This window comes from Streptomyces sp. NPDC031365 (assembly GCF_055569765.1).
In genome coordinates, this window is sequence record NZ_JBVIIM010000023.1 from 104,659 (window position 1) to 131,295 (window position 26,637).

General features: G+C 71.6%; 21 protein-coding genes and 1 tRNA gene. 2 read left to right on the forward strand and 20 right to left on the reverse strand.

Translation table 11 applies throughout. The features are described from left to right. The 6 genes from ACZ5C2_RS28445 to ACZ5C2_RS28470 all read right to left on the reverse strand — a co-directional run bounded on the left by ACZ5C2_RS28445 (position 1) and on the right by ACZ5C2_RS28470 (position 5,781). Positions 1-792, reverse strand: a complete 792-nt coding sequence (locus ACZ5C2_RS28445; protein ID WP_468797221.1) for a hypothetical protein — start codon at positions 790-792, stop codon at positions 1-3. Between the two features lie 65 nt (positions 793-857). Continuing rightward, positions 858-1,499 (reverse strand): IclR family transcriptional regulator, encoded by a 642-nt coding sequence (locus tag ACZ5C2_RS28450; RefSeq protein WP_468797224.1) that lies wholly within the window; start codon positions 1,497-1,499, stop codon positions 858-860. 276 nt (positions 1,500-1,775) lie between these two features. Beyond that, positions 1,776-3,578, reverse strand: coding sequence for a DEAD/DEAH box helicase (locus tag ACZ5C2_RS28455; RefSeq protein ID WP_468797514.1), 1,803 nt, complete (start codon positions 3,576-3,578; stop codon positions 1,776-1,778). A gap of 113 nt (positions 3,579-3,691) precedes the next feature. Beyond that, positions 3,692-4,087 carry a type II toxin-antitoxin system death-on-curing family toxin gene (locus ACZ5C2_RS28460; RefSeq protein ID WP_451773465.1) on the reverse strand — a complete coding sequence of 132 codons (396 nt, stop codon included), beginning with the start codon at positions 4,085-4,087 and terminating at the stop codon, positions 3,692-3,694. After that, entirely contained in the window at positions 4,084-4,284 is a 201-nt protein-coding gene (locus ACZ5C2_RS28465; RefSeq protein WP_086684213.1) for a ribbon-helix-helix protein, CopG family, read from the reverse strand. The genes ACZ5C2_RS28460 and ACZ5C2_RS28465 overlap by 4 nt, the downstream gene beginning before the upstream one ends. Before the next feature lie 36 nt (positions 4,285-4,320). Beyond that, positions 4,321-5,781, reverse strand: a complete 1,461-nt coding sequence (locus ACZ5C2_RS28470) for an MFS transporter (RefSeq protein ID WP_468797229.1) — start codon at positions 5,779-5,781, stop codon at positions 4,321-4,323. A gap of 220 nt (positions 5,782-6,001) precedes the next feature. Here ACZ5C2_RS28470 and ACZ5C2_RS28475 point away from each other — a divergent pair. Next, positions 6,002-6,073: transfer RNA gene (locus ACZ5C2_RS28475), tRNA-Cys, on the forward strand. A gap of 21 nt (positions 6,074-6,094) precedes the next feature. Here the strand turns inward: ACZ5C2_RS28475 and ACZ5C2_RS28480 are convergent. From ACZ5C2_RS28480 to ACZ5C2_RS28525, 10 genes are all read right to left on the reverse strand, one after another. Then, a complete protein-coding gene (locus tag ACZ5C2_RS28480; protein ID WP_468797232.1) occupies positions 6,095-7,276 on the reverse strand; it encodes an SUKH-4 family immunity protein in 1,182 nt (393 codons plus the stop codon). A 245-nt stretch (positions 7,277-7,521) separates the two neighbouring features. Further along, positions 7,522-9,828 carry a xanthine dehydrogenase family protein molybdopterin-binding subunit gene (locus ACZ5C2_RS28485; protein ID WP_468797235.1) on the reverse strand — a complete coding sequence of 769 codons (2,307 nt, stop codon included), beginning with the start codon at positions 9,826-9,828 and terminating at the stop codon, positions 7,522-7,524. After that, positions 9,825-11,861 carry a (2Fe-2S)-binding protein gene (locus ACZ5C2_RS28490; RefSeq protein ID WP_468797238.1) on the reverse strand — a complete coding sequence of 679 codons (2,037 nt, stop codon included), beginning with the start codon at positions 11,859-11,861 and terminating at the stop codon, positions 9,825-9,827. The genes ACZ5C2_RS28485 and ACZ5C2_RS28490 overlap by 4 nt, the downstream gene beginning before the upstream one ends. Beyond that, positions 11,858-12,751, reverse strand: a complete 894-nt coding sequence (locus ACZ5C2_RS28495) for an FAD binding domain-containing protein (protein WP_468797241.1) — start codon at positions 12,749-12,751, stop codon at positions 11,858-11,860. Before ACZ5C2_RS28495 ends, ACZ5C2_RS28490 begins: the two co-directional genes overlap by 4 nt. Before the next feature lie 312 nt (positions 12,752-13,063). Next, a complete protein-coding gene (locus ACZ5C2_RS28500) occupies positions 13,064-14,707 on the reverse strand; it encodes a beta-N-acetylhexosaminidase (protein WP_468797244.1) in 1,644 nt (547 codons plus the stop codon). 1 nt (position 14,708) lies between these two features. Beyond that, positions 14,709-15,554, reverse strand: coding sequence for a carbohydrate ABC transporter permease (locus ACZ5C2_RS28505; RefSeq protein ID WP_468797517.1), 846 nt, complete (start codon positions 15,552-15,554; stop codon positions 14,709-14,711). Between the two features lie 29 nt (positions 15,555-15,583). Further along, positions 15,584-16,573: a carbohydrate ABC transporter permease gene (locus ACZ5C2_RS28510; protein ID WP_468797247.1), complete on the reverse strand. Its 990-nt coding sequence runs from the start codon at positions 16,571-16,573 to the stop codon at positions 15,584-15,586. Next, complete coding sequence (locus ACZ5C2_RS28515) at positions 16,570-17,862, reverse strand: extracellular solute-binding protein (RefSeq protein ID WP_468797250.1); 1,293 nt, start codon at positions 17,860-17,862, stop codon at positions 16,570-16,572. The genes ACZ5C2_RS28510 and ACZ5C2_RS28515 overlap by 4 nt, the downstream gene beginning before the upstream one ends. Positions 17,863-18,111: 249 nt before the next feature. Then, positions 18,112-18,396 (reverse strand): DUF3039 domain-containing protein, encoded by a 285-nt coding sequence (locus tag ACZ5C2_RS28520; protein ID WP_468797253.1) that lies wholly within the window; start codon positions 18,394-18,396, stop codon positions 18,112-18,114. A 30-nt stretch (positions 18,397-18,426) separates the two neighbouring features. Next, positions 18,427-18,999 (reverse strand): YqgE/AlgH family protein, encoded by a 573-nt coding sequence (locus ACZ5C2_RS28525; RefSeq protein ID WP_468797256.1) that lies wholly within the window; start codon positions 18,997-18,999, stop codon positions 18,427-18,429. Between the two features lie 312 nt (positions 19,000-19,311). Here ACZ5C2_RS28525 and murA point away from each other — a divergent pair, with 312 nt between their 5' ends. Continuing rightward, positions 19,312-20,652, forward strand: a complete 1,341-nt coding sequence (gene murA / locus ACZ5C2_RS28530) for a UDP-N-acetylglucosamine 1-carboxyvinyltransferase (protein WP_468797259.1) — start codon at positions 19,312-19,314, stop codon at positions 20,650-20,652. 320 nt (positions 20,653-20,972) lie between these two features. Here the strand turns inward: murA and ACZ5C2_RS28535 are convergent, their stop codons facing one another. From ACZ5C2_RS28535 to ACZ5C2_RS28550, 4 genes are all read right to left on the reverse strand, one after another. Next, positions 20,973-21,254, reverse strand: a complete 282-nt coding sequence (locus ACZ5C2_RS28535) for an HU family DNA-binding protein (RefSeq protein WP_004987462.1) — start codon at positions 21,252-21,254, stop codon at positions 20,973-20,975. Positions 21,255-21,677: 423 nt separating this feature from the next. Next, positions 21,678-23,087 carry an NAD-dependent malic enzyme gene (locus ACZ5C2_RS28540; protein WP_468797460.1) on the reverse strand — a complete coding sequence of 470 codons (1,410 nt, stop codon included), beginning with the start codon at positions 23,085-23,087 and terminating at the stop codon, positions 21,678-21,680. A gap of 372 nt (positions 23,088-23,459) precedes the next feature. Further along, on the reverse strand, positions 23,460-25,757 hold the full coding sequence (locus ACZ5C2_RS28545) for a HelD family protein (RefSeq protein ID WP_468797463.1): 2,298 nt from the start codon (positions 25,755-25,757) through the stop codon (positions 23,460-23,462). A 60-nt stretch (positions 25,758-25,817) separates the two neighbouring features. Further along, positions 25,818-26,579 carry an anti-sigma factor family protein gene (locus ACZ5C2_RS28550; RefSeq protein WP_468797466.1) on the reverse strand — a complete coding sequence of 254 codons (762 nt, stop codon included), beginning with the start codon at positions 26,577-26,579 and terminating at the stop codon, positions 25,818-25,820. Positions 26,580-26,637 lie beyond the last annotated feature (58 nt).

The window sequence follows — 26,637 nt, forward strand, 5'->3', positions numbered from 1 at the left end:
CTAGCAGCTGGGGACCCTGCCGGTGCCCTTCTCCAGGTTGACCAGCGCTTCCACGGCGCCCTTGAGGGTGGTGACCGGGATCAGGCGCAGGCCCTCGGGGAGTTCGGCCTGCGCGTCGGCGCACTCGGCCCCGGGAACCAGGAAGACGGTGGCGCCGTCGCGCTTGGCCGCCTGTGTCTTCAGGGGGACGCCGCCGACCGCGCCGACCGTGCCGTCCTCGTCGATCGTGCCCGTACCGGCGATGACCCGGCCGCCGGTGAGGTCGCCGCCGCTGCCGTCGCCGTCCAGCTTGTCGACGATGCCGAGGGAGAACAGCAGGCCCGCGCTGGGGCCGCCGACGTCGGCGAGCCTCAGACTGACGTCGATGCCGTCGTCCTCGCGGTTCAGGTGATTCAGCGCGGCCCGGGTCGCCTCGTCCTGGGACGTCTTCATCTGCTTCCGGTTGTACTGCTCGATCTCCTTGACGCTGTCGCCGCTGGGGTAGACGGCGTCGCGGGGCATGACCGCCTGGTCGGTGCTGAACCAGCTGTCGATCACTTCCGGGAGGCCGACGCGGGTGTCCGGGGAGGTCGCCTCGATGGTCGTCATCCGCAGCTGCCCGCTGGTCTCCCGTACGGGTGCTCCGGAGATCGTGATGACCGGCGTCCCCTTGTTTGCGCCGAGCACGTCCGCGGTCAGGCCGGGCTGTGCGACGGAGAAGGGCAGCGGCGCGAAGGCGGCGGTGGCCAGCAGGGCCGCTACGGGCACCGCCAGGGCGGCGAGAGCTTGGGGACGCGTGAGGCGGGAGAGCACGGGGGTCAATCTAACGTGCCGCCGCCGCGGGCAGTCGCGCCGCCCGACGTGCCGTCGCCGTCACGTCAGCGCAGCGCCTCCGCGACCTCGCGGGCCGCGTCCATCACCCGTGCGCCCACCCGCTCGGGCACGACCTCCGCCAGCATGACGACCCCCACGCTGCCCTCGACCCCCGTCACTCCCAGCAGGGGCGCGGCCGCCCCGCACGCGCCGGCCTCCAGCTCGCCGTGCGTCAGCGTGTATCCGGGCTCGTCGGCGGACTGCTGCCGGGCGGAGAGGATGGCCTTCCCGGCGGCCCCCCGTTCCAGCGGATGCCGGAACCCGGCCCGGTACGCCACGTGGTAGTCCGTCCAGGACGGCTCCACCACGGCCACGGCCAACGCCTCCGCCCCGTCCACCAGCGTCAGATGCGCGGTCGCGCCGATGTCCTCCGCCAGCGACCGCAGCGCCGGCATCGCGGCCTCCCGTACCAGTGGATGCACCTGCCGCCCGAGCCGGAGCACACCGAGCCCGACCCGGGCCCGTCCGCCCAGGTCACGGCGTACCAGGGCATGCTGCTCGAGCGTGGCGAGCAACCGGTAGACAACGGTCCGGTTCACGCCCAGTTTGTGCGACAGCTCCGTGACGGTCAGCCCGTGATCCGTGTCGGCGAGCAGCTTGAGGACCCGTAGTCCCCTGTCGAGCGTCTGAGAGGTCTCCGCGGTCACGACGCCCACTCCTTAGTGGTGAGGTCGACGGCCCCTCGCGGCAGATGCGTCACCGAGTCCCGTCGGTCACGCGCTTCAGAGGCCGCCGATCGGCCTGCGGCCCGGCAGTGTCCCGGGCACGGTCGCTTCACGGCTGCGCTCCGCGGCGGCGCTGCCACGGGGCGTGTGCGTAGCGGGGACAGTAGCGAGCCGGTTCGGTGAGCGGAAGTCTCCGTCCAGAATCCGGGCACTCTCAGCGGGAAGTGGTTCCGTTTGTCCTCATACGTACACAGGGTGTCATCGCATGCGCGTGGCCCACTCCTGCACCTTTTCGATCCGCTGGCGCAGCTGTCCCGCCGTGGCCTCGGCCGAGGGCGGGCCGCCGCAGACGCGGCGCAGTTCGGTGTGGATGACGCCGTGCGGCTTGCCGCTCTGGTGGACGTACGCGCCGACCAGGTTGTTGAGCCGCTTGCGCAGCTCCATCATCTCCTTGTGGGAGACCACCGGGCGCCGCTCGGCGGGCATTTCGAGCAGGTCCGCCTCCTCGGCCGGCTTCTTGCGGCTGTGCGCGATCTGCCGGGCCTGCCGCTTCTGCAGCAGCAGCTGCACCTGGTCGGGCTCGAGGAGCCCCGGGATGCCGAGGTAGTCCTGCTCCTCCTCGCTGCCGGGGTGGGCCTGCATGCCGAACTCGGCGCCGTTGTACATCACCCGGTCGAAGACGGCGTCGGACTCCAGCGCCTCGAAGGGCAGCATGTCCTGCTCGCCGGTGTCCTCGTCCTGCTCCCGGTTCGCCTCCTCCATCTCCTTCTCGGACTCGGCGTACGGGTCCTCCTCGCCGTCCTTCTTGGGCTTGTCGAGGACGTGGTCGCGTTCGCGCTCCATCTCGTTCGCGAAGCCGAGCAGGTCCGGGATGGTCGGCAGGAACACGGACGCGGTCTCGCCGCGCCGCCGGGACCGTACGAAACGGCCGACGGCCTGGGCGAAGAACAGCGGGGTGGAGATGGTGGTGGCGTACACGCCGACCGCGAGGCGCGGGACGTCGACGCCCTCGGACACCATGCGGACGGCGACCATCCAGCGGTCGGTGTTCTGGCTGAACGCGTCGATGTTCTTCGACGCGCCGGTGTCGTCGGACAGCACGACGGTGGCCTTGTCGCCGGTGATCTCGCGGATCAGCTTGGCGTAGGCCCGCGCGGAGTCCTGGTCGGCGGCGATGACGAGGGCGCCGGCGTCCGGGATGGCCTTCCTGACCTCGGTGAGCCGCTGGTCGGCGGCGCGCAGCACGGCCGGCATCCACTCGCCGCGCGGGTCGAGCGCGGTGCGCCAGGCCTGGCTGACGGCGTCCTTGGTCATGGGTTCGCCGAGGCGGGCGGCGATCTCGTCCCCGGCCTTGGTGCGCCAGCGCATGTTGCCGCTGTACGACATGAAGATGACGGGGCGGACGACGTTGTCGGCGAGGGCGGAGCCGTATCCGTAGGTGTAGTCGGCGGACGACCGCCGGATCCCGTCGTCGCCCTCCTCGTACGCCACGAACGGGATGGGGTTGGTGTCGGAGCGGAACGGCGTACCGGTGAGCGCGAGCCGCCGGGTCGCCGGTTCGAACGCCTCCAGACAGGCCTCGCCCCAGGACTTGGAGTCACCGGCGTGGTGGATCTCGTCGAGGATGACGAGGGTCTTGCGCTGCTCGACCCGGTTGCGGTGCAGCATGGGCCGCACGCCGACACCGGCGTACGTGATGGCGATCCCGTCGTAGTCCTTGCCGAGCGGGCCCGCGCTGTACTCGGGGTCGAGCTTGATGCCTATCCGTGCGGCGGCCTCGGCCCACTGCTTCTTCAGGTGCTCGGTGGGCGCGACGACGGTGACCTGCTGCACGACGTGGTGGTGCAGCAGCCAGGAGGCCAGCGTCAGCGCGAAGGTCGTCTTGCCGGCGCCGGGCGTGGCCACCGCCAGGAAGTCCCGGGGCTGGGCCTGTAGGTACTTGTCCATCGCCCGCTGCTGCCAGGCGCGCAGCTTCCCGGCGGTGCCCCAGGGGGCACGTCCGGGGAAGGCCGGGGACAGGTGGTGCGAGTGGGACGCGGTGCCGGCGGTGGTAGTCACGATCTCCGTCGGGGTGGTTCGGGCGGCGGCGCATCTGCGCGGGACGACCGGGCCACCCTACCGATGGCCCGGTCGTGTCGACGCCGGTACGCGACCGGGAGACCCCGGGATGGGACTCAGGTCACATCGCCCTGCTCGGCCAAGTCCCTCAGCGCTTCGGAGATCGCTTTGACCTCGTCCAGGCTACTGGTCGCCACACCGATGACCAGGCGTTCGGCCGCATCGATGTCGGGGCGCAGTTGCACCTCGTTCATCGCCAGGAAGACGACACAGGACACCCATGCCGTGCGCTTGTTCCCGTCGACGAAAGGATGATTGATGACCAGGGACTGCAGGAGTGCTGCCGCCTTGTCGAACAGGTCGGCATAGGCCTCCTGACCGAACATGGACGCCGAAGGCCGATGGACGGCCGACTCCAGCAGCCCCGCGTCGCGCACGGCGATCTGCTGGTCGTCGACGGCGTCCTCGGCAATGGCCAGGACGTCCTCGGCCGTGAGGTAGACGTACGTCACTTCAGCCGCTCCAGCAGTTCGGCCCACTTGGCGGTCTGCTCCTTGGCGGCCTTGCGCACCAGCGCCTGGTGCGCGGTCCGCGCCAGATAGTCGTCCACAGCCCGCAGCAGTATCGCGTGCATGCTGACCCCCTCCTCCTCGGCGCGCAGCTTGAGAGCTTCCGTCTGGTCGTCGCGAAGACGCAGGTTCATGGCCATACCAAAACGGTACCACCACGTGACACCAAAGTGGTACTACTTGATGGCTCGCACCCGCGTAGCCACCCACACCCCCACCAGCGCCACCGCCGACATCGGCAGGAACACGGCGACGAAGGCGGCCGGGTGGGAGCCGGAGGCCTCCGTCGCCGCGTGGCTGACCGTGCCGCCGCCGAGGGCCGCGAAGGCGGCACCGCCCGCGGCGAGGAGGATGACGTTGGAGAGGCCGTCGGAGATCTGGAGGGCGGCGGAGTTGGAGCCGGCCTCCTTGGGGGCGGAGAGCTGGAGCAGCAGGACGCTGGTGGAGGAGATCACCAGGCCCATGCCGAAGCAGCCGAAGGCCCAGGCGACCGCCAGCGTCCAGGCCGGCACCGCCTCGATGAGTACGGTCGGGGCCGCCGCGATGGTCGCCGCCACCAGGAGCATGCCGAGGGCCATCAGACGTTCCCGGTGCTGTTCGAGCCGGGGCCGGGACTGCACCCAGGACCCCAGCGCCCAGGTGCCGCCGCCCGCCGCGAGCGAGAAGCCGGCCAGCGTCGGGCTGAGTCCCCGCTGGGTGACCAGCATCAGCGGGACGAAGGACTCCGCCGCGATGAAGGAGCCGGCGGCGACTCCGCGCAGGAGGACCACCGAGGGCAGGCCGCGGGCCGCCCGGTAGGTGCCGCGCGGCAGGAGGCCCAGCACCGCGGGGACGAGCAGGGCGACGCCCAGCGCGCCCGGAAGGAGTGAGATCCAGCGCAGGTCCTGGGCGGCGTACTGGAGGAAACCGGCGCCGAAGGAGATCGCGAGGGCCAGCCGGATGCGGCGGCCGTCGGGGGAGGCCGGGGCGTCCGTGCCGTCGTCCACCGGGCCGGAGGCCAGGCGCCGTATCTGCGGCAGCGCGAGGGCCAGCGGGAAGACCACGAGGGCCGGTATGCCGAGGAACACCCAGCGCCAGCCGATGTGCTCCGTCACCGCGCCGGAGGCGAGCGGTCCGACGATCGACGGCACCACCCAGCTCGCCGCGAACGCCGCCATGATCGCCGGACGCAGCCGTTCCGGGTAGGCCCGTCCGACGATGACGTACAGCGCGACGATCACCAGCCCGCCGCCGAGCCCCTGCACCGCCCGCCCCAGGATGAACAGCCACATCGCGCCCGCCGTCCCGGCGAGCAGCAGACCGGCCGCGAAGGAGGCGATGCCCCAGGCCAGCGGGCCCAGCGGGCCGCGCCGGTCGGACCACTGGCCGGACAGCACCATGCCGAACAGGCTGGTGGTGAAGTACCCCGAGAACGCGAACGCGTACAGCGACACCCCGTTCAGCTCCCGCGCCGCGACCGGCATCGCCGTGCCGACCGCCGTCGCCTCGAAGGCGATCAGCAGCACCACGGAGACGATCCCGATGCTCAGCGCACGGTAGGGGCGGCTCAGCACGGTGTCGTCGAGGGCGGCGAGGGCCGGGGGCGGGGCGTCTGCGGGCTCGGCGACATCGGTGTCGCGCGGGTTCGGGGCGGTCATGAACGCCAGAGTAAGGTCCGCTGCACGGTTTGACCCCTGTCGGGGGTCGTGATCGGCACCGGGACCTTGGTCGTAGGACCGGGCCCGCCCGTTCGTGAACGGCGTATGGCAGTTCCGTTGCGGCGCCCGGCTTTTCCTTGAGTGCCGCCTGCCGGCCGACTTACGGTCGGTGCAGCGGTTCGGAACGGCGGGGCAGCGCACGGCGCTTCGCCACCGACACGGCCGTGTGCCCGAGTGGCCCAGGGACTCGCCTGCAAAGCGAGGCACGCGGGTTCGAATCCCGCCACGGCCTCCGTACAGGGCGGGGTGTTGTCTACAGCACCCCGCCCGCCTCGTCCTGGAAGAGTTCCGTCCAGTAGTGCCAGTCCGCGTCGGCGGTGGTGCCCGTCGGGTCGATCGAGGACAGGACCTGGATCATCGTCAGCGCCAGCTGGTCGTAGGTGTCGCTGGTCAGGGCGTGGCCCGACGCCTCGTCGAGGGAGCGCTCGCGGTGGAGCAGCCAGAGGGTGAAGGCGAGCGTGGAGATGTCCGTGTTCAGCGGGCGGAGCACGGCGTCCGGTTCGTTCCAGCTGAGGACCGCGCCCGTGGTTCCGTCGATCACGAGGCTGTGGTCGTCGACCAGGTAGCCGAGGCGTATCAGGCGCTCGATGCGGGCGGGGGGAAGGTCGGTGAGGAGTTCGCCCCGGCAGTCGTCCGCGTAGTACTCCGCGAGGGTCCGCAGCGGCGGGTCCGTGTCCAGGGAGAAGAGGAAGCCGTCCTCCGGCAGGCCCGTCTCGCGCAGGAAGCGGCGGGTCGGCTCGTGCGTGAGCGTCGACGGGAAGTCGACCTCCTCGAAGCGGACCACTCCGCCCCGGCCGAACTCCTCGTCCAGCAGACGGAGGGGAAGGTCCAGGGCCAGTCCCGAGGCCGTGCCGGGTCCCGCCACCAGGGCCAGCGGTCTGATCAGCGCGGCCATCCGCCAGAACGGGGCGGGCTCGCCGTCCGTGTCCTCCTCGAAGACCGCCAGCAGCTGCCGGGAGGCCTCCGCGACCGCCTTGGTCCCGTACCGGCCCGCGTAGTCGGCGAACTGGCCGCGCAACCCCGCCAGTTCGTCCGTCGCCGCGGCGAACCGCACCAGCGTCGGCAGGGACGGGGCGAGCGGGCGGCGGTCCATCAGGTCGGGGTAGTCGTGCCACAAATACGTCGTGGACACCTCGCCGGTCGCTCCGTCGAGCAGTACCGATTCCGTCTCCAGGCCCTGCGGGCCCAGCATTCCGCCGATGACCAGTTGGTCCCGCAGCTCCGCGGAGAGCCGCTCGACGGGGACTCCCGTCGAGTCGGCCACCGTGTGCGGGCCGCCCGGCCGCGCCAGCTCCGCGAAGCTGAACAGGCCACCGTCCGAGGGCAGTCCGGGCCCGGTCAGCCAGCGGCGCGTGGACGCGTGCGTGATGAGGGGATCGAGGTCGGCGTCGGAAAGCGTGATCGTTGTTGTGACGACGGTGTCGGTCGTGCTCATGATTCCCCCGCGATACGTGTGCTCGGTCCCGGGTCCGCGAACATCCCGCCCCGGGCAGGACGGCGGAAGCCCTTCCGGGCCCGGCAGCCGTCCCCCACTGACCGGAACACTACGCGCCACCACTGACAACGCCCCCGGACCGAGGGCGCGACGGACCCAACGCCCATCACTTCTTCAGACGCGTCAGCAACCGCTTGCGTTGCCTTTCCCCCGGGAAACCGTGGGAATCCGTCCGGAACGGCCGCTCAGCCCCCGGTGACCACCGCGGCCTGCGGGCGGATCGGCAGCCGGTTCACCGGGCGGCCCGTGGCGGCCCGGACGGCGGAGGCGATGGCCGCCGGCGAGGTCACCACCGGCACCGCGCTGACGGCCTTCGCGCCGAACGGCGCGACCACGTCCCGCTCCTCGACCAGCTTCACGATGTGGATGTCCGGCGCGTCCAGCGCGGTCGGGAGCGCGTAGCCGGTGAGGTCGGGGTGGCGGATCAGGCCGCGCGGTGTGCGCAGGTTCTCGGTGAGCGCGGCGCCCAGGCCCTGGGTCACGCCCGCCTCGATCCGGGCGGCCAGCTGCGCCGGGTTCAGCACCCGGCCCACGTCCTGGGCGACCGCCAGTTCGACGACCCGGACCGAGCCGAGCTCGATGTCGACGTCGACCACCGCGCGGATCGCGCAGAACGACATGCCGACGAAGGCGTCGCCCTGGCCGGACTCGTCCAGCGGTTCCGTCGGATGCGGGCGGCACTGGGCGGTGGCCCACAGTTCCTTGCCGTCCAGCGCCTCCGTCACGGTCGTGGACAGCACACCGTCGTACGAGGTGATCTTGCCGTCGGTGATCTGGAGCAGCTCGGTGGACATGCCGAACTTGTGTGCGAGCGGCTGGAGGAGCTGGGTGCGGACCATCTTCGCCGCACGTTCCACCGCGCCGCCCGACACCCAGGTGTGCCGGCCGCGGCAGCCGGGGCCGGCCGGGGGCTGGTCGGTGTCGACGGGCGCCACGTGCACCTCGTCGACGCCAAGGGTCTCCTGGACGATCTGCCGGGCCAGGGTGGAGAAGCCCTGGCCGGTCTCCACGGCCGCGCACAGCACGGTCGCCACGCCGCCCTGGACCCGCACGGTGGCCGTGGACACCTCGTCGGCGCCCTCCGCGCCGAGCATGTGCACCATGCCCAGTCCGTAGCCGACGCCCCGGCGCACCGCGCCCGGTTCGCCCGCGCCCTCGGGGCCGCCGGGCAGCAGCCACTCGTCCTCGGGGGTGTCCTTGGGCAGCGGCGGCAGCGGGAAGTCCCGTACCGCCTGGAGGAGTTCGGCGACCGGGGCCGGGCAGGTCACGGTCTGCCCGGTGGGCAGGACATCGCCGGTGGCCATGACGTTGCGCAGGCGCAGTTCCGCCGGGTCGACGCCGAGCTTCTTGGCCAGCTTGTCCATCTGCGCCTCGTAGGCGGCGCACACCTGGAGGGCGCCCTCACCGCGCACATGGCCGGAGGGCGGGTTGTTGGTGCGTACGGCCCAGCCCTCGATGAAGGCGTTCGGGACGACGTACGGGCCGCAGGCGAAGGCGACGGCGGCGGCCAGGGCGTCGGAGGAGGTGTCGGCGTACGCACCCGCGTCGAGCAGGATCTGCGCCTCGACCTTGACCAGCCTGCCCTCGGCGTCGGCGTGGTGGCGGTAGCGCAGCAGGGTGGGGTGGCGGTGGGTGTGGCCGAGGAAGGACTCCTCGCGCGTGGCGGTGAGTTTCACCGGGCAGCCGGTCTTCAGCGCGAGCAGGCCGAGGGGAAGCTGGAAGCTCTGGTCCTCACGGTCCGCGGTCGCGCCGGGCACCCCGGTGACGACGATCTTCACCCGATCGGGATCCAGGCCGAACGCGGCGGCGGCCGTGTCCCGGTCGCCGTGCGGGTCGGTGGACGCCAGGTACAGCTCGACGCCGCCGTCCGGGCGGGGCACGGCGAGACCGGCCTCGGCCCCTATGGGGGCGGGGTCCTGGCGGCCGATGCGGTACAGGCCCTCGACGACGATGTCGCCGGCCGCGTCGGGGTCGCCGTGGCGCAGCGGGATGTGGCGGATCAGATTGCCGTCGGGATGCAGCGGTTCGGCCTCGAACGCCTGCTCGGGGTCGGTCACCGGGTCGAGCACCTCGTACTCGACGATGACGGCCGCGGCGGCCATCCGCGCGGTGTCGGGGTGGTCGGCGGCGACGGCGGCCAGGGGCTCACCGTGGTGGCGTACGACCTCGGAGGCGAAGACCGGACGGTCGGCCGTGCCCCGGCCGAGCACCGGGGTGCCGGGGACGTCCTCGTGCGTGACCACCGCGCGGACGCCGGGCATCTCACGCGCGTGGGTGGTGTCGATGGACACGATGCGCGCGTGCGGGTGCGGCGAGCGCAGCACGGCCGCCCACAGCAGGCCCTCGGCCCACAGGTCGGCGGCGTACGGGAAGGTGCCCTCGGTCTTGGCGTGGGCGTCGGCGGCCGGGAGGGAGACTCCGAGTCCGTGCGGGACCGGCTCCGGCTCGGGGTGGGTCTCGGCGGCCTGTGCGGTGGCTGCTTCGTTGGTCACACCTGGCCTCCGTCCTGGCCGTGGGGCTCGTCATGGGGGTGCTCGGGCTGCTCGTGGGGTGCGGGGCCGCCGAACGCCGAGAGGTTGACGCCGCCGGCGCCGGGGCCCGCCTGGTGCGGGATGCGGGGCGTGTCCGGCGCGCCGTCGGAGTCGTCCTCGGCCGCGGAGTGCGCCTTGCGTTCGGCGACGACCTCCTTGACCGCGTCGACCACGCCCCGGTAGCCGGAGCAGCGGCACAGGTTGCCGCACAGGGCCTGGCGGGTCTCCAGTTCGGTGGGCGCCGGGTTGCCCTCCAGGAGGTCGTGCACGGTCATCGCCATGCCCGGTACGCAGAAGCCGCACTGGACGGCGCCGCACCGCGCGAGGGCACGCTGCACGTCCGAGGGCCGGCCCTCCTGGGCCAGGCCCTCGACGGTACGGACCTCGCTGCCGGCCGCGGTGACGGCCGGGACCAGGCAGGACGCCACGAGCCGCCCGTCGACCTGCACGTTGCAGGCGCCGCACTCGCCCTGCGAGCAGCCGTCCTTGGCGCCGGCCAGGCCGAGCCGCTCGCGCAGCACGTAGAGCAGTGACTCCCCGATCCACGCGTCGGTGACGGGCCGGTCGGTGCCGTTGACGCGAAGCACGTAGGAGGCGAGGGGGTGGTCGTCGTGCGGACCGTCCGACGTGTCCGTTTCGTCCGGACCGGCGTTCGGTGCGTCCGACGCGCCCGGGTCCTCCTGGTCGCCCGACGTGCCGGAGTCGCCCGGAGTGTCGGGCACGGTCCCGTGGTCCGGATGGCCGGCCGCGTTCGGGGAGTCCGCTCCGGGCGCGGCGGCGCGCCCGGTGTCGGGGCGCGTTCCGGCGTCCGTGTCCGGAGCGGCTCCGGTGTGGGCGGCAGCGGGGTCCGCCGGGTGCCCGGTGGCGTCGTGGGCCCCGTGGGCACCTTCGGTGGCTTCTCCGGCCCCGGAGTAGGGCTGTGCGGCGTCCTGTGCGCCGAAGTGCGGGTGCTCCCGGAGCCCGGCCGGGGCGCCCTCGGCCGCCTCCGCGTCGGACCGCCACCGCGGCTCCGCGTAACCCTCGGCGGGCAACGGCTGAGGCATGCCCGACGAGCGGAGCCCGTCGTGCGCGGGCTCGTCCCGGCCGGGCGGCCCGTCGTGGCCGTCCGGACCGGACGGCTGAGGAGACGCGTGTCCCTCGTCCCCGCCGGACTCACCCGGGGAACGAAGCCCCGACTCCCGCACAGGACCGGCCATGCCGGTGGACCGCGGATCCGGACCGGTCCCGGGCCGCCCGGAGGCGCCCTGCACCGAGGACCCGCCATAGCCCTCCGGACCGGACGGCTGACGAGGCGCGTGCGCCTCGTCCCGGCCCGGCCCGTCGTACGGCGGTGGTCCGGCCTCCTGCCGTTCCCGCGCGGAGTCGTGCTCGCCGCCGTGCCGCTCGGGGTCCTGCGGGACGCCGGGAACGCCGGGGCCCCACGGCCGGCCGATGGACTGGGTGGTGGCCCAAGGCGCCGGGGCGCCGCCGGGCAGGGTGGGCGGAGGGGTACCGCCACCCCACTGTTCGACCAGCGCGGACGTGGTGAACTCGCCCGATTCGTCCGGCAGGTCGCCGTCCGCGACGGGGATCGACCACTGGCCGGTGACGTCCTGCCCCGGCGCGGGGTTCTCCGCGGCCGGGGCCTCCTCGAAACTCCACTGCCCGGTGGCGCCGGGGTGGTACGCGAACCGGTCCCCCGCCGTCGCGTCCGTCTCGGCGGCCTGCGGGTCGTGCCACTGGGCCCCGTCGACGGGCGCGCCGGGCACGGCCCAGGTTCCGGTGGCCGCCGGGTCGGTGCCCGCGGAGGTCGCGGGGGTGACCGTGATCTGCGGCGGTACGTAGCCCTGGCCGGGCGCGGCGAGCGGGCTCTCCATGGAGTCCAGCAGGGCGTCGATGCCCCCCTCGGGGAGGTTCACGAAGGCCGTCGCGCCGTCGTCGTAGTCGCCCTGGGGCAGCGGGTCCCAGCGGCTGCCGCCCGGGGGCGTGCCCTCTCCGTGCTGGTCGTCGGTCACGACAGCGCCCTCCCCAGTGCTCGTCGGGCCAGCGCGGCGACGGTGCGCCGCAGGTGCAGTACCGCGGGCGGAAGCGGTGGGACGGTGCCGTCCTCGCCGGGGGCGGCGTCGGGAATGCAGGCCGCGGCGACGTACTCCCCGAACGCGTTCAGTGCCTCGGGTACGACCGCGCGGTTGTTGTCCCAGTCGATGAGCTGCGCGACCCACTGCTCGGCCTGCAGGGGTCGCAGCGGCATCGGCGCGATGGCGCCCACCGCGCAGCGCACCCCGCGGCGGGCGGGGTCGAGCACGAGGGCGACGGAGGCGACCGCGCGGCCGGGGCCGGTGCGGCCGGTCGCCTTCAGGAAGACCTGGGGGGCGTGCAGCAGCGGCACGCGCACATGGCCGATGAGTTCACCGGGGCGCAGCAGGTCCATTCCGGCCAGCAGGTGCGACACCGGGACCTCACGGCGGGCTCCGTCCGGGCCGGCGACGATCAGCGTCGCCTCGAGTGCGGCCAGCACGGGCAGCGCGTCCCCGGTGGGCGCGGAGGCGGCGATGTTGCCGCCGAGGGTGCCCGCGTTGCGGATGTGCGGCGGCCCGGCGGCCCGCGCGGAGGCGGCGAGCGCCGGGATGAGGGCGGCGAAGTCGGGGCGGCCCATGCGCGCGTGGGTGAGACCGGCGCCGAGCAGCGCGTGTCCGTCCAGGTACTGCCAGCCGCGGATCTCGCTGATCTTGCCGAGGCCGACCAGCGCGGCGGGCCTGAGCTGCCCGGAGTTGACGGCGGCCATCAGGTCGGTGCCGCCCGCGACGGGTACGGCGGCGGGCATGGCCGTGAGGGCCGCCACTGCCTCGTCCAGCGTCGTGGGCAGCGTCACGGCCTGCGCCGCCTGCGGTGCGTGCGTGCTCAAAACCGGCTGCCCCTTCCCGCTGCCCCACCTGGTCCCACCTGTGCGCCGTACGGTACGTGCTCACAGGGCGGACGTGGCAACTCTGGCACATCTTGGCAGGCGCCGAAGACGGGGGTCCGCTAGGAGGCATTCGCCCACCTCACCCCGGACATGGACGATTTCTCCCGGCGTCACCGGTGTACCGCGCATTGACGCTCTTCGGTGACATTTGGGCCCGTATCGCACGACCTGTTCGACCGGGAGTGCGCGCACACGCGGGACCCGTTCGGTCTCCCGGGGCGCGCGGGCGGCCCGGGAGACCGAGGGGACGGGCTACCGGTTCGGCGGCGGGCCGTCGATGGGGCGTCCCAGCACACCCGGACGCCGCTGCCAGGGATGCGGCCCGGCAGGCGGCCGGTAGGCGACCCCGAGGGCGTCCAGGCGCCGGTAGTGGGCGGCCATCCGGCGTTCGAAGCCGGTGAAGTCCCGGTCGGCGGGGGCGGGCAGGTCGCTCCAGGCGACCTCGGCGAGCGCGGCGAGCCGGGGGAAGGTCTGGTAGTCGACGCGCCCCTGGTCCTCCATCACCTCGGTCCACACATTGGCCTGGGTGCCCAGCACCCGCGCGGCCTCCTCGCCCGTCAGCTCCGACGGCACGGGCTCGAACCGGTAGACGTCCTCCAGGGTGCGCACGTACCCGATCGGCACCGGCTCCTGGGGACCCGCGTCCTGACGGTAGTCCAGGTACACCCACTGCTGGGGGCACATGACCACGTCGTGCCCCGCGCGGGCGGCGGCGACCCCGCCGGAGTAGCCGCGCCAGGAGGACACGGCGGCGCCCGGCGCCAGGCCGCCCTCCAGGATCTCGTCCCAGCCGATCAACCGGCGCCCCCGCGCGGCGAGCCACTGGTCGAAGTGCCCGATGAACCAGGCCTGGAGCTCCTCCTCGTCCGCCAGTCCGAGGTTGCCGATCTGCTTCTGCGCGGTGTCCGACGCGCGCCACTGGTCCTTGGGGCATTCGTCGCCGCCGATGTGCACGAACGGCGAGAACGGCCCGGCGTCCGCGGGGAACAGTTCCAGGACTTCATCGAGCACTCCTTCGTAGAAGCGCAGGGTGTTGTCAGTGGGGGCGAGTACGTTCGGATTGACCCCCCAGGTGTCCCAGACGGTCAGGGAAGCGGCGTCGACGACATCGGAGTTGCCGAGTTCCGGATACGCGGCGATGGCGGCCTGCGAGTGCCCGGGGACGTCGATTTCGGGGACGACGTCGATATGCCGCTCGGCGGCGTAGGCGACGATCTCGCGGATGTCGTCCTGGGTGTAGTGACCACCGTGCGGCCTGTCGTCCCACAGCGGCGAGGCGCGGTGGCCGATTTTCGTCCGGGCACGCCAGGAGCCGGCCTCGGTGAGCTTCGGATACCGCCGGATCTCGAGGCGCCAGCCCTGATCGTCCGTCAGATGGAGATGGAGCACGTTGAGTTTGTGCGCCGCCATCAGGTCGAGATAGCGCAGCACGCCTTCCTTGGGCATGAAGTGCCGGGCGACATCGAGCATGAGCCCGCGCCAGCGGAAGCGGGGGGCGTCCTCGATCGTGACGTGCGGCACCGCCCAGACCCGGTCGCGGCGGACCGGGGCCCTGCGGAAGGCGTCGGGGCCGAGGAGCTGACGCAGCGTCTGCGCGCCCCGGAAGACACCGGCCGCGCTGCCTCCCCCGATCAGGACGCCGCTCCCGTCACTGACGAGGCGGTACTCCTCGGGACCGAGTTCGGGGTCGATCCGGAGCCCGATGCCGTCCTGGTCCGTGTCGTCGGGTTCTCGGCCCTCGTGCAGCGGCAGTCCGGTCGCCTGCCACAGGACGGTGCGCAGCCAATGACCGACGCCTTCCGTCCCGTGACCGGCGTAGACCCGGGAGTGCTCCGTCAACCGCACCTCGCCGGAGCCGGCGACGACACTGCGGGGCGCTGGAATCAGTTCGGTCACGTCAGTCCTTTACCGCGCCGCCCAGTCCGGAGACCAGTCGCCGCTGCACGAGTACGAAGAAGACCAGGACCGGAATCGTCATCACGGTGGACGCCGCCATGACCCCGCCCCAGTCCGGGTCGTCGGGTTTGTAGAAGACCAGCAGCGCCATCGGCAGGGTCGACTGCGAGATGTCGCTGATGATGAAGGACTTGGCGAAGAGGAAGTCGTTCCAGGTGGAGATGAAGGAAAACACGCTCGTGGCCACCAGGCCCGGCAGGACGAGCGGAAAAAGGATCTGCCAGAGGAAACGCGCGCGGCTCGCCCCGTCGATGTAGGCGGCCTCCTCCAGCGCCTCCGGAACGGCTTTCACGAACCCCCGGAGCATCCAGATGGCGAACGGCAGGGAGAACGCGATGTGGGGCAGGATCAGCGACCACAGCGTGTTCAGCTGGCCGAAGTCCCGCATGACGAAGAACAGGGGGATCGTCAGCGCCTCCACCGGCACCATCTGGGCCACCAGAAACATGATCAGCAGGGTGGTCCGCATACCGAACCGGAAACGCGTCACGGCGACCGCGGCGAGAAACGCGATCAGCGCGGAGGCGACCACCACGGCGACCGCGACGACGACGCTGTTGAGGAAGTACCGGCCGAATTCCTGCTGCCCGAACACCCGCCGGAAGGAGTCCAGTGTGGGCGCGAGCGTCCAGGGACGCGGCTCGGCCGACTCGATCTCCCCGGCCGGCTTGAAGGCGCTCAGCACCATCCAGTACAGCGGGAAGGCCACCAGCGCGGCGACCAGCAGCGCCGCCGACTCGGCCGCCAGCCGTCCCGGACGCCTCACGAACCGGCGCACAAGATTCACCCGGGGCTCCCGGCCCTGTTTCACGAGCGTCACAGTTCCTCCCCCTGCCGGCGCAGCAGCCGCAGGTACACCAGCGTGACGGCGAGCAGGATCAGCAGCATCACCACACCGATCGCGGCGCCGAGGCTGTACTGCGAGGACGCGAACGCCTGCTGGTAGGCGTAGACGTTGAGGACCATGTTCTGTCCCGCGATGCCGCCGCCGCCCGTCATCACGTAGATCTGCGTGAACACTTTGAAGTCCCAGATCACCGACTGGATGGTGACCACCACCAGGATCGGCCGGAGCATCGGCGCGAGCACCGAGCGCCAGATGCGCCCCTGCGAGGCCCCGTCCAGGGAGGCGGCCTCCAGCACCTCGGACGGTACGGCGCGGATACCGGCGTAGACCGTCACCATCACGAACGGGAAGGAGCACCAGACCACTTCGAGCAGCACCAGGAAGAAGGCGCTGAACCGTCCGTACGTCCACGCGTGGTCGCCGAGTCCCAGGACCCGGTTGACGGGCCCGAAGTCGGCGTCGAACAGGAGCAGCCAGACGGTGGAGCCGGTGACCGCCGGTGTCGCCCAGGCGCCGAGCGCGGCCAGCATCAGCGCAAGCCGCGGCACGGCCCGCACGCGGGTGAGCAGTACGGCGAGCGCACATCCCACGGCCAGCGTGCAGACCACACAGGCCGCCGCGAAGACCACGGTGGCCAGCAGCACCTGCCAGAACTGCTCGTCGGCGAAGAGCTCGGCGTAGTTCCCGAACCCCTCGAAGGTGGTCGGTTCACCGCCACTGACCTGCGCCTGGGTGTAGTGGAAGAGCGAGATCAGCCCGAGCTGATAGAGGGGATAGGCAAGCAACCCCACAAGGACCACGAGAGCAGGCACGAGATACAGCCAGGGCGCACGGGAACGCCGCCCGGAGGGGCGCGGGGCCGGACCGGTTCTGCGGCCACCGCCGCGTGGGCGCGACCAGCCACGCTCTACCGGCTCCCGCACACGAGCCGCGCCCCGCGAGCTGGTAGGCGCGGTCATCCGACCGAACCGAACGCCTCGTTCATCTTCTTCGCGGCATCCCCGGCGGCAGCCTCCACGTTCTTCTTGCCGCTCACGATCTCCTGGAACATCGTCGGCAGCACCAGCGACGAGTCGATCTGCGCCCAGGCCGGGGAGGCCGGTACGAACTTCGTGTCGGCCGCCAGTGTCTCGACGAACGGCTTCACGAAGGCCTCCTTCGCGGCCACCTGCTGTCGCACGTCCGAGAACGTCGGCAGGAAGCCCATCGCGTCGAACAGCTCCCCCTGGGTGTCCTTCGAGGCGAGCCGCTTCATCAGGTCGACGGCGAGGGTGCGGTGCGAGGTGGACTTCAGCACGCCGAGGTTGTTCCCGCCGGCGAAGGCGGGGGCGATGGACCCGGCCTCGACGCCCGGCAGCGGCACGACGGCGTACTTGCCCTTGACCTTCCCCGCCTCCACGGCGGCGTGACTGAAGTCGCCGCCGATGGCCATGGCCGCCTTGCCCGAGGCGAAGGCGGTCACCGTGTCGTTGCCGCCCATGCCGGCGCACTTGGCGGCCGGGCAGTTGTCGTCACCGAAGAGCGAGGTGTACGCCTCGATGCCCTTGCGGGCCTCGGCGCTGTCGATGGCGGAGGCGTACGAGCCTCCCTTGCCGGTGGCGAGTTCGCCGCCGTGGGCCCAGATGAACGGCATCGCGCCGTAGGTGTAGGCACCGCCGACCGCGATGCCGTACAACTCGGGCCTGGCGGCGCGGATCTCCTTGGCGGTAGAGATCAACTCGGCCTGGGTCTGCGGGACGTCGAGGCCGAGGTCGTCGAAGACGTCGGTGCGGTAGTACAGCGCGCGGACGCCGACGAAGTACGGGGTTCCGTAGACCTTGCCGTCGACGGTGACCGACTGTCTGGCGGTGGGGTCGGTGTCCTTGGCCTCGCCCCAGGCGCCGAACTCCTCGGTGACGTCGGCGAGTCCGCCGTCCTTCACATAGCCGGCGGTGTCCGTGTTGCCGTACTCGATGAGGTCGGGCGCGGACCCCGGGTCGTTGAAGGCGGCCTTGATGCGCTGGGCGCGGGTCTCCACGGGTATGTACTCGACGGTAACCTCGGCGTCCTTGTGCGCCTTCTCGAACTCGGCGAGGACGGTGTCGACGACCTGTTCCTTTGGCTTGTTGTTGACCTCCTGGAAGAGCCAGACGCGTAGGGTGCCGGTCGTCTCGTCCTTGTCGGAGGAGGAGTCGCCGGAGGTCTGGGGCGCGCAGGCGGCGGTGGCGAGGACGGCCGCGACGGCGACCAGGCGGGCGGACAGCTTCATGGAGTTGCTCCTCCGAGCACGTTGCAACATATGCAATGGCAGTTTCGCTGTGCACAACACCCCGGAGGCTATGGACTGGGTGAACCGCGCCACAAGAGGTCTCAACCACTCTGTGACCGGCGGACGCATCCTGTGCAACGCCCGGACAGCACAAAGGCCCCCAGGGCACGCAAAGCGCGTCCCGGGGGCCTCTAGGGAGTAGACCGGACCGGTGGAGGACGGTGGAGGAGGGCTGGAGGAAGGAGGGGGCTACTTGTCGCCCTTGCCCTTGTCCTTGTCGTCGCCGGCACCCATGGATTCGTAGATCTCCTTGCACATGGGGCAGACCGGGTACTTCTTCGGGTCACGGCCGGGCACCCAGACCTTGCCGCACAGCGCCACGACGGGCGTGCCGTCGAGGGCGCTCGCCATGATCTTGTCCTTCTGGACGTAATGGGCGAAGCGCTCGTGGTCACCGTCGCCGTGGGAGGTCTGCGGCGTCGGCTCGACGAGGGTCCCCGTACCAGTCCCGCGCTCGGGCTCAAGAGTGCTCATAACAGCCAAGGGTACTGAAGCTCACACGCATCAGTTGAGCGACGGGTCGTCCGGATACGTGGCCACCATCGCCAGCTCGCTGCGCTGGCGGCGCAGCACCTCGCGCCAGAGCCGCTCGGGGGACGGGGAGGAGACGTCGCCGGGCTCCGACTCCACGACGTACCAGGCACCGTCCACCAGCTCCTCCTCCAGCTGGCCGGGCCCCCAGCCGGCGTAACCGGCGAAGATCCGCAGGGAGCCCAGGACGGAGGCGAGCAGCTCCGGCGGGGCCTCCAGATCGACCAGCCCGATCGCGCCGTGCACCCGGCGCCAGCCCAGCGGCGCGGTCTCCCCGGCCGCCCCGCCCGGGACGACGGCGACACCGAGGGCCGAGTCCAGCGACACCGGGCCGCCCTGGAAGACGACACCGGGTTCACCGGCCAGATCGGCCCAGTCCTCGAGGATGTCGCCCACGTCCACCGGCGTCGGGCGGTTGAGGACGACACCGAGGGAGCCCTCCTCGTCGTGGTCGAGAAGGAGCACCACCGCGCGGTCGAAATTCGGGTCCGCCAGAGCGGGAGTGGCCACGAGCAGCCGCCCTGTGAGCGAGGACACCTCGGTCATGCCAGACATGATCCCGCATCTTGCCTCCGGGAGGGGAGGCAATGCGGGTACGGGGGTGAATGCGGCCGTGAATCGGAAGGAGCGGCCTGGTAAGGCTCCGTTCGGGGGTGGTGGCCGGAGACGGGAGGGCGGGCGGGTGCACACCCGGCGCACGTGGGGGCGCGGTGACCGCATGTGCCCGGTGCGGAACGGTTCGTGTTGTGACAGAGCCATGACGCCCTCTGGCCCTCCGAGGACTTACTGAAGGGGGGCCGGGGACGATTACCCTGTGGCTTCAGGCCCCTGCCCCCCTCTCCACGGAACGCGAGATTCATGACCGTCAACGACGATGTCCTGCTGGTCCACGGCGGAACCCCGCTGGAGGGCGAGATCCGTGTCCGCGGCGCGAAGAATCTCGTGCCGAAGGCCATGGTCGCCGCGCTGCTGGGCAGCGCACCGAGCCGCCTGCGCAACGTTCCGGACATCCGCGACGTCCGGGTCGTACGGGGTCTGCTGCAACTGCACGGGGTGACGGTCCTCCCGGGGGACGAGCCGGGCGAACTGGTGCTCGACCCCACGCATGTGGAGAGCGCCAACGTCGCTGACATCGATGCCCACGCCGGTTCCTCGCGGATCCCGATCCTGTTCTGCGGCCCGCTGCTGCACCGGCTCGGGCACGCCTTCATCCCCGGCCTGGGCGGCTGCGACATCGGCGGCCGGCCCATCGACTTCCACTTCGACGTGCTGCGGCAGTTCGGCGCGACCATCGAGAAGCGGGCGGACGGCCAGTACCTGGAGGCCCCGCAGCGGCTGCGCGGCACCAAGATCCAGCTGCCGTACCCGTCCGTCGGCACGACCGAGCAGGTGCTGCTGACGGCCGTCCTCGCGGAGGGCGTCACCGAGCTGTCCAACGCGGCGGTGGAGCCGGAGATCGAGGACCTGATCTGCGTCCTGCAGAAAATGGGCGCGATCATCGCGATGGACACCGACCGGACGATCCGCATCACCGGTGTGGACAGTCTCGGCGGTTACACCCACCGCGCCCTGCCCGACCGCCTGGAGGCCGCCTCGTGGGCGTCCGCCGCGCTGGCCACCGAGGGCAACATCTACGTCCATGGCGCTCAGCAACGCTCGATGATGACCTTCCTGAACACCTACCGGAAGGTCGGCGGCGCCTTCGAGATCGACGACGAGGGCATCCGTTTCTGGCACCCCGGCGGGCAGTTGAAGTCCATCGCGCTGGAGACGGACGTGCACCCCGGCTTCCAGACCGACTGGCAGCAGCCGCTGGTGGTCGCGCTGACCCAGGCGACGGGTCTGTCGATCGTCCACGAGACGGTCTACGAGTCCCGGCTCGGATTCACCTCCGCGCTCAACCAGATGGGCGCGCACATCCAGCTGTACCGCGAGTGCCTGGGCGGCTCGAACTGCCGCTTCGGCCAGCGCAACTTCCTGCACTCGGCGGTCGTCTCGGGCCCGACCCGGCTCCAGGGCGCCGACCTGGTCATCCCCGACCTGCGCGGCGGCTTCTCCTACCTCATCGCCGCCCTCGCCGCCCAGGGCACCTCCCGCGTCCACGGCATCGGCCTGATCAACCGCGGCTACGAGAACTTCATGGAGAAACTCAGGGAGCTCGGCGCAAAGGCCGAACTCCCCGGCAAGGCACTCGGCTGACGAGACCTTCCACGCCACCCGGCCCGGCCCCGGCCGCACCACTCCGGCTGGGGGTCCGGGGGTTACCCCCCGGGAAGACACAGCATGGAGAAACTCAGGGAGCTCGGCGCAAAGGCCGAACTCCCCGGCAAGGCACTCGGCTGACGAGACCTTCCACCGAGACCTTGCACGAAGACGCCGATGGGGCGGCACCCGTTTCCGGGTGACCGCCCCATCGGCGTAGGTGAAAGCGCCCCGAAGGGGCGCGGGGAACTGCGCGACCAGCCACTGCCGACCCGCAGCCACCCCCGGCGCCGGACCTGAACGCCGCTTGCGCGTCCTTACTTGCCCTTGGCGGCTTCCTTGAGCTTCGAGCCCGCGGAGACCTTCACGCTGTATCCCGCGGGGATCTGAATCGGCTCACCCGTCTGCGGGTTGCGCGCCGTGCGAGCGGCCCGGTGGGTGCGCTCGAAGGTCAGGAAGCCGGGGACGGTGACCTTCTCGTCACCCTTGGAGACGATGTCGCCGACGACCTCGGCGAACGCGGCCAGCACGGCGTCGGCGTCCTTGCGGGTCACCTCGGCGCGGTCGGCCAGCGCGGCCACCAGCTCACTGCGGTTCATGTTCTTACTCCCGTGTTCTTCTTGCCGTTGAGGCGTGCCACGCGGCGGAGCCGCATGTCGGGCACGGCGAAGCCGATGCTGCCAGGTTCCTCGGTGAGTCCCCGGACCCGGGTCCGTCGTCAGACCCTCGCGCCCAGGGACGCATCCTGCCCCTACCTGCGGCGGTAATGCCAATCCGGCACCCGCAGCAGCCGTGAGAACACCCGTGGGAGTCACACGAAGAGCGCCACGGGCGGAGTGCGATGACGCTCCGTCCGCTTCCGACAGCGGACAGCAGGGGCCGGAGCCCGGGTCTGGCCGCCACCCTAGAGGGCTGCCAGGACCTACGGGTTCCACGACGCGCCGGTTCAAACCGGCGCGTGGTGATCCTCACAGCCCCTCACAGCCCCTCACGGCGTCTCGCCGCCCCGCAAGCCCCGGCGTCTACGCCCCCGCGGCCTTCGCCGCGTCGCGCACCGCACCGGCGACCGCGCCCGCGACCTTGTCGTTGAACACGCTGGGGATGATGTAGTTCGGGTTCAGCTCGTCCTCGGTCACCACAGCGGCCAGCGCCTGCGCGGCGGCCAGCATCATCTCGGTGTTGACGGTGCGGGACTGCGCGTCCAGCAGTCCACGGAAGACACCCGGGAACACCAGCACGTTGTTGATCTGGTTGGGGAAGTCGGAGCGGCCGGTGGCCACAACGGCCGCCGTCTGCCGGGCGATTGCCGGGTCGACCTCGGGGTCGGGGTTCGCGAGCGCGAACACGATCGCGCCCTCGGCCATCGCGGCGATGTCCTCGCCGCCGAGGACGTTCGGGGCGGAGACGCCGATGAAGACGTCCGCGCCGCGCACGGCCTCCTTCAGCGTGCCGGTGAGGTTCTCGGGGTTGGTGTTGTCGGCGATCCAGCACAGGGCGGATCCGGGGGCGGCGTCCACCAGGTCCTCTCGGCCGGCGTGCACCACACCGTGGATGTCGGCCACCACGGCGTTCTTCACTCCCGCGGCGAGCAGCAGCTTCAGGATGGCCGTACCGGCCGCGCCGGCGCCGGACATCACCACGCGGATGGTGTCGATCGACTTGCCGGTGACCCGCAGCGCGTTGGTGAGGGCGGACAGGACGACGATCGCCGTGCCGTGCTGGTCGTCGTGGAAGACGGGGATGTCGAGCGCCTCGCGCAGCCGGGCCTCGATCTCGAAGCAGCGCGGCGCGGAGATGTCCTCCAGGTTGATGCCGGCGAAGCCCGGGGCGATGGCCTTGACGATCTCCACGATCGCGTCGGTGTCCTGGGTGTCCAGGCAGAGCGGCCAGGCGTCGATGCCGGCGAACCGCTTGAACAGGGCGGCCTTGCCCTCCATGACCGGCAGGGCGGCCTTGGGGCCGATGTTGCCCAGGCCCAGCACGGCGGAGCCGTCCGTCACGACCGCAACGGAGTTGCGCTTGATGGTGAGGCGGCGGGCGTCCTCGGGGTTCTCGGCGATCGCCATGCAGACCCGGGCCACACCCGGCGTGTAGACCATGGAGAGGTCGTCACGGTTGCGGATGGGGTGCTTCGACGCCATCTCGATCTTGCCGCCGAGGTGCATCAGGAACGTACGGTCGGAGACCTTGCCCAGGGTGACGCCCTCGATGCCGCGCAGCTGCTCGACGATCTCTTCGGCATGGGCGGTGGAGGTGGCCGCGATGGTGACGTCGATGCGCAGCCGCTCGTGGCCGGACGCCGTCACGTCGAGGCCCGTCACCGAGCCTCCGTGGGACTCGACAGCCCCCGTGAGCTGGGAGACCGCGGTTCCGCCTGCGGGCACCTCCAGCCGGATGGTCATCGAGTAGGAGACGCTGGGCGCCGTTGCCATGGCCGACTTCCTCTGCTTTTACCGTGTCGCTCACTGTGCCGTCCGATCGTCGCACCTACCGATCGGTACGCGGTAGCCGCCTGGGATTGCGGACGTTTTGTTCACCGGAGACGCTGTCTCCGGAAAACGATTTCCACCCTACGAGACACGGTCGGACAACAGCAGAGGCCCACGTCACTGAGGGGTGACGTGGGCCTCTCGCACGCTTGATGACACCGACCCGCCATGCTCGCCTCGCGGCAAGTGGTCGCTCGTAGCGACGAAGGTTGGGCCCGGGGGCTTGGATCGGGCCGGTGCCACACCCAGGCTAACAAACGGATGCCGAATGACCATTCCCCTGGCACGAGCGCTTTGCCCGGGCATCCGGCCCGTTCAGTCCCTCAGCAGATCGGGCACCCCGTCGGCGTCCGGTTCGTCGCGGTCCGCCGAGACCACCGTCAGCTGCTGGGTGGCCCGGGTGAGGGCGACGTACAGGACGCGCAGGCCCGCGGGGGACTCGTCGGCGATCTCCGCGGGGGAGACGACGATCGTCGCGTCGTACTCCAGACCCTTGGCCTCCAGGCTGCCGAGCGCCATCACGCGGTCGCCGAGCCCGTCGAGCCAGCGCCGGGCCTCCTCCCGCCGCTGCATGGCGACGACCACGCCGACGGTGCCGTCCACCCGGTCCAGCAGCCTCGCGGCCTCGCCGCGCACGGTCTCGCCCAGCGAGCCCCGCGCGACGGCGAACCGCGGCTCGACGCCCGTGGAGCGCACCGCCCTCGGCGACGGGGATCCGGGCATGGCGAGGGCCAGCACCTTCGACGCCAGCTCGGCGATCTCCGCCGGGTTGCGGTAGTTCACGGTGAGCTCGAAGCGGCGGCGCGGGCGGCTGCCGAGGGCCTCGTCGCGGGCCTGGGCGGCCTCGTCGGGGTCGGACCAGGAGGACTGGGCCGGGTCTCCGACGACCGTCCAGGTGGCGTGCCGGCCGCGGCGGCCGACCATCCGCCACTGCATCGGCGTGAGGTCCTGGGCCTCGTCGACGATGACGTGCGCGTACTCGACGCGCTCCTGGGCGAGCCGCTCGGCCCGCTCGCGCTGGGTCTCCTCGCGCACCGGCATCAGCTCCTCCAGGCCGGTGAGCTGGTCCAGCGGGTCGAGCTCGCGCTTCCTGCGGGGGCGGGCCGGGACGCCGAGAACGGCCTGGAGCTCGTCGAGCATCGCGATGTCGTGCACGGAGCGCCCCTCCCGCTTCAGCGAGCGGGCGACCCTGCGCACCTCGCCCGGGTTGAGGACGCGGCGGGCCCAGCGGCCCAGGCGTCTGTCGTCGGCCATGGCGTCCAGCACGGCGGCCGGGGTCAGCTCGGGCCACCAGGCGTCGAGGAAGGCGGTGAAGTCGTCCTCGGAGGTGATGTCCTCGTCGAAGGAGGAGCGCAGCTCGGCGGCCAGTTCCGGATCGGTGTGCCGGCTCCCGGCGCCGGAGCGCTCCCACAGGGCGTCGAGGAGCAGCTTGCGGGCACGGGGGCGCAGCAGGTTGACCGGGGCGGTGCCGCCGAGGGCGGTGCGGCGGATGCCCGCCAGTTCCTCCGCCTCCAGCTCCAGGCGCCGGCCGAAGGCGACCACTCGCAGCCGCTGGGGTGAATCGTTCAGCTCCAGTGCTCCGCGCGCGGCCTTCCGCAGCACCTTCAGCATGCGGTAGGAGCCCTTGGCGCGAGCCACCGCCGGGGAGTCGTAGACCGTCGCCTCGGCGCCGTCGACGAGGGAGCCGATGGCGCGGATGGCGACCTGCCCCTCCTCGCCGAGGGAGGGCAGCACGCCCTCGGTGTAGGCGACCAGGAGCGGAGTGGGCGAGACGATGAGGATGCCGCCCGCGTAACGGCGCCGGTCCTGGTAGAGGAGGTAGGCCGCGCGGTGCAGGGCGACGGCGGTCTTGCCGGTGCCGGGGCCGCCCTCGACGTAGGTCACGGAGGCGGCGGGGGCGCGGATCACCAGGTCCTGCTCGGCCTGGATGGACGCGACGATGTCGCGCATGGTGTGCGTACGGGCCTGGCCGAGCGCGGCCATCAGGGCGCCGTCGCCGATCACCGGCAGTTCCCTGCCGTCCAGGGAGGCCGTCAGCTCGGGGCGCATCAGGTCGTCCTCGACGCCCTGGACCCGGCGGCCCTTGGAACGGATGACGCGGCGCCGCACGACCCGGCCGGGGTCGACCGGGGTGGAACGGTAGAAGGGTGCGGCCGCCGGCGCCCGCCAGTCGATGACCAGCGGGGCGTAGTCCTGGTCGAGGACGCCGATGCGGCCGATGTGCAGGGTCTCGGCGATGTCGGCGGTGTTGTCGGTGCGGATGGCCCCGTCGGCGGGCTCGACGGCGGTGTACGCGCCGTCGGGGCCCTTCTTGCCGTCCTTCCCGGCCAGCAGGTCGATCCGGCCGAAGAGGAAGTCCTCGTACTCGTTGTTCAGCCGGTTGAGGTGGATGCCGGCCCGGAAGACCTGGGCGTCCCGCTCGGCGAGGGCGCCGGGCGTGCCGACGTGGCCGCGCCGGGCGGCGTCGCGCATGAGGAACTCCGCCTCGTGGATCTTCTCCTCCAGACGGAGGTACACCCGGTCCAGGTGTTCCTGTTCGACGCGGATCTCCCGGTCCCGAACGGAGTCGTGAACCGGTTCGACCGCGGATTGCTGTTGAGCCTGAGCGGCCACCGGGCCCCCTTCTGACGTGCTGGGCAGCCGTCAACCGTACGCGAAGGGGGCACCGATCGGCTACGCGTCGACCTCGACCAGCAGCTTGCCGTCGAAGGTCATGACCTGGAAGTGGTCGATCTCGTTGGGCTCGAACGCGGCGCCGCCCTCGATGTACAGCGGCTGCCTGGCCTTGTCCGTCTTGGCGTCCGGCATACCGTAACCCCATTCCGGGACGGACCAGGACGTGACGGTCTCCCGCTCGCCGTTCTTGCCGACGGCGATCAGCGAGCACTTCTGCGGGCCGGTGACGTTCTTCAGCTCCAGGACCGTACCGGTGCCCCAGGTCTTCTCCTCCAGCGCCACGGTCGCGGCGACCTTGGTGCCGGGGTCGGTGGCCGAGATCTTGTCGGAGGCGCCCTCGAAGGCTTCCTTCGCGGGGTTGGCCGCGAGCGTGCGGTTGGTACCGCTCCCGCCGCCCGACTCGTCGCCCCCGCCACTCGCCGCCACGGCGACGAACGGACCGCTGACGATCAGCGCGCCCGCGGCGGCCACCATGTAGAAGTTGCGGCGGCGCTTCCTGGCGCGGCGCTCGGCGACCTCGTCGACCAGCTTCTCCACCACGCGGGGCGCGGGCCTGGCGGACAGGGACTCGCCCAGCGCGGGCGTCCCGGTGCCGGGCAGGTCCGCGAGGGCGGCCAGCATCGGTTCCATACCGGCGAGTTCGTCGAGTTGCTGGGCGCACCACTCGCAGGACGCGAGGTGCGCCTCGAAAGCGGTTGCTTCGGCGTCGTCGAGGATACCGAGGGCGTAGGCGCCGACGGTTTCGTGCTCGTTCGGCACCGGTGATCCCTCCATGGCACCAGACATACCCGTACCGCCCGTGCCGAATCCCTGGTTT

Excerpts from the sequence above, each read along its gene's own strand:
- ACZ5C2_RS28470 (WP_468797229.1), bottom strand. The coding sequence starts at position 5,781 with ATGACCGCCCCGAACCCGCGCGACACCGATGTCGCCGAGCCCGCAGAC.
- ACZ5C2_RS28540 (WP_468797460.1), bottom strand. The coding sequence starts at position 23,087 with ATGGCAACGGCGCCCAGCGTCTCCTACTCGATGACCATCCGGCTGGAG.
- ACZ5C2_RS28465 (WP_086684213.1), bottom strand. The coding sequence starts at position 4,284 with ATGGCCATGAACCTGCGTCTTCGCGACGACCAGACGGAAGCTCTCAAG.
- ACZ5C2_RS28510 (WP_468797247.1), bottom strand. The coding sequence starts at position 16,573 with ATGACCGCGCCTACCAGCTCGCGGGGCGCGGCTCGTGTGCGGGAGCCG.
- ACZ5C2_RS28480 (WP_468797232.1), bottom strand. The coding sequence starts at position 7,276 with ATGAGCACGACCGACACCGTCGTCACAACAACGATCACGCTTTCCGAC.
- ACZ5C2_RS28515 (WP_468797250.1), bottom strand. The coding sequence starts at position 17,862 with ATGAAGCTGTCCGCCCGCCTGGTCGCCGTCGCGGCCGTCCTCGCCACC.
- ACZ5C2_RS28520 (WP_468797253.1), bottom strand. The coding sequence starts at position 18,396 with ATGAGCACTCTTGAGCCCGAGCGCGGGACTGGTACGGGGACCCTCGTC.
- murA (WP_468797259.1), top strand. The coding sequence starts at position 19,312 with ATGACCGTCAACGACGATGTCCTGCTGGTCCACGGCGGAACCCCGCTG.
- ACZ5C2_RS28525 (WP_468797256.1), bottom strand. The coding sequence starts at position 18,999 with ATGACCGAGGTGTCCTCGCTCACAGGGCGGCTGCTCGTGGCCACTCCC.
- ACZ5C2_RS28535 (WP_004987462.1), bottom strand. The coding sequence starts at position 21,254 with ATGAACCGCAGTGAGCTGGTGGCCGCGCTGGCCGACCGCGCCGAGGTG.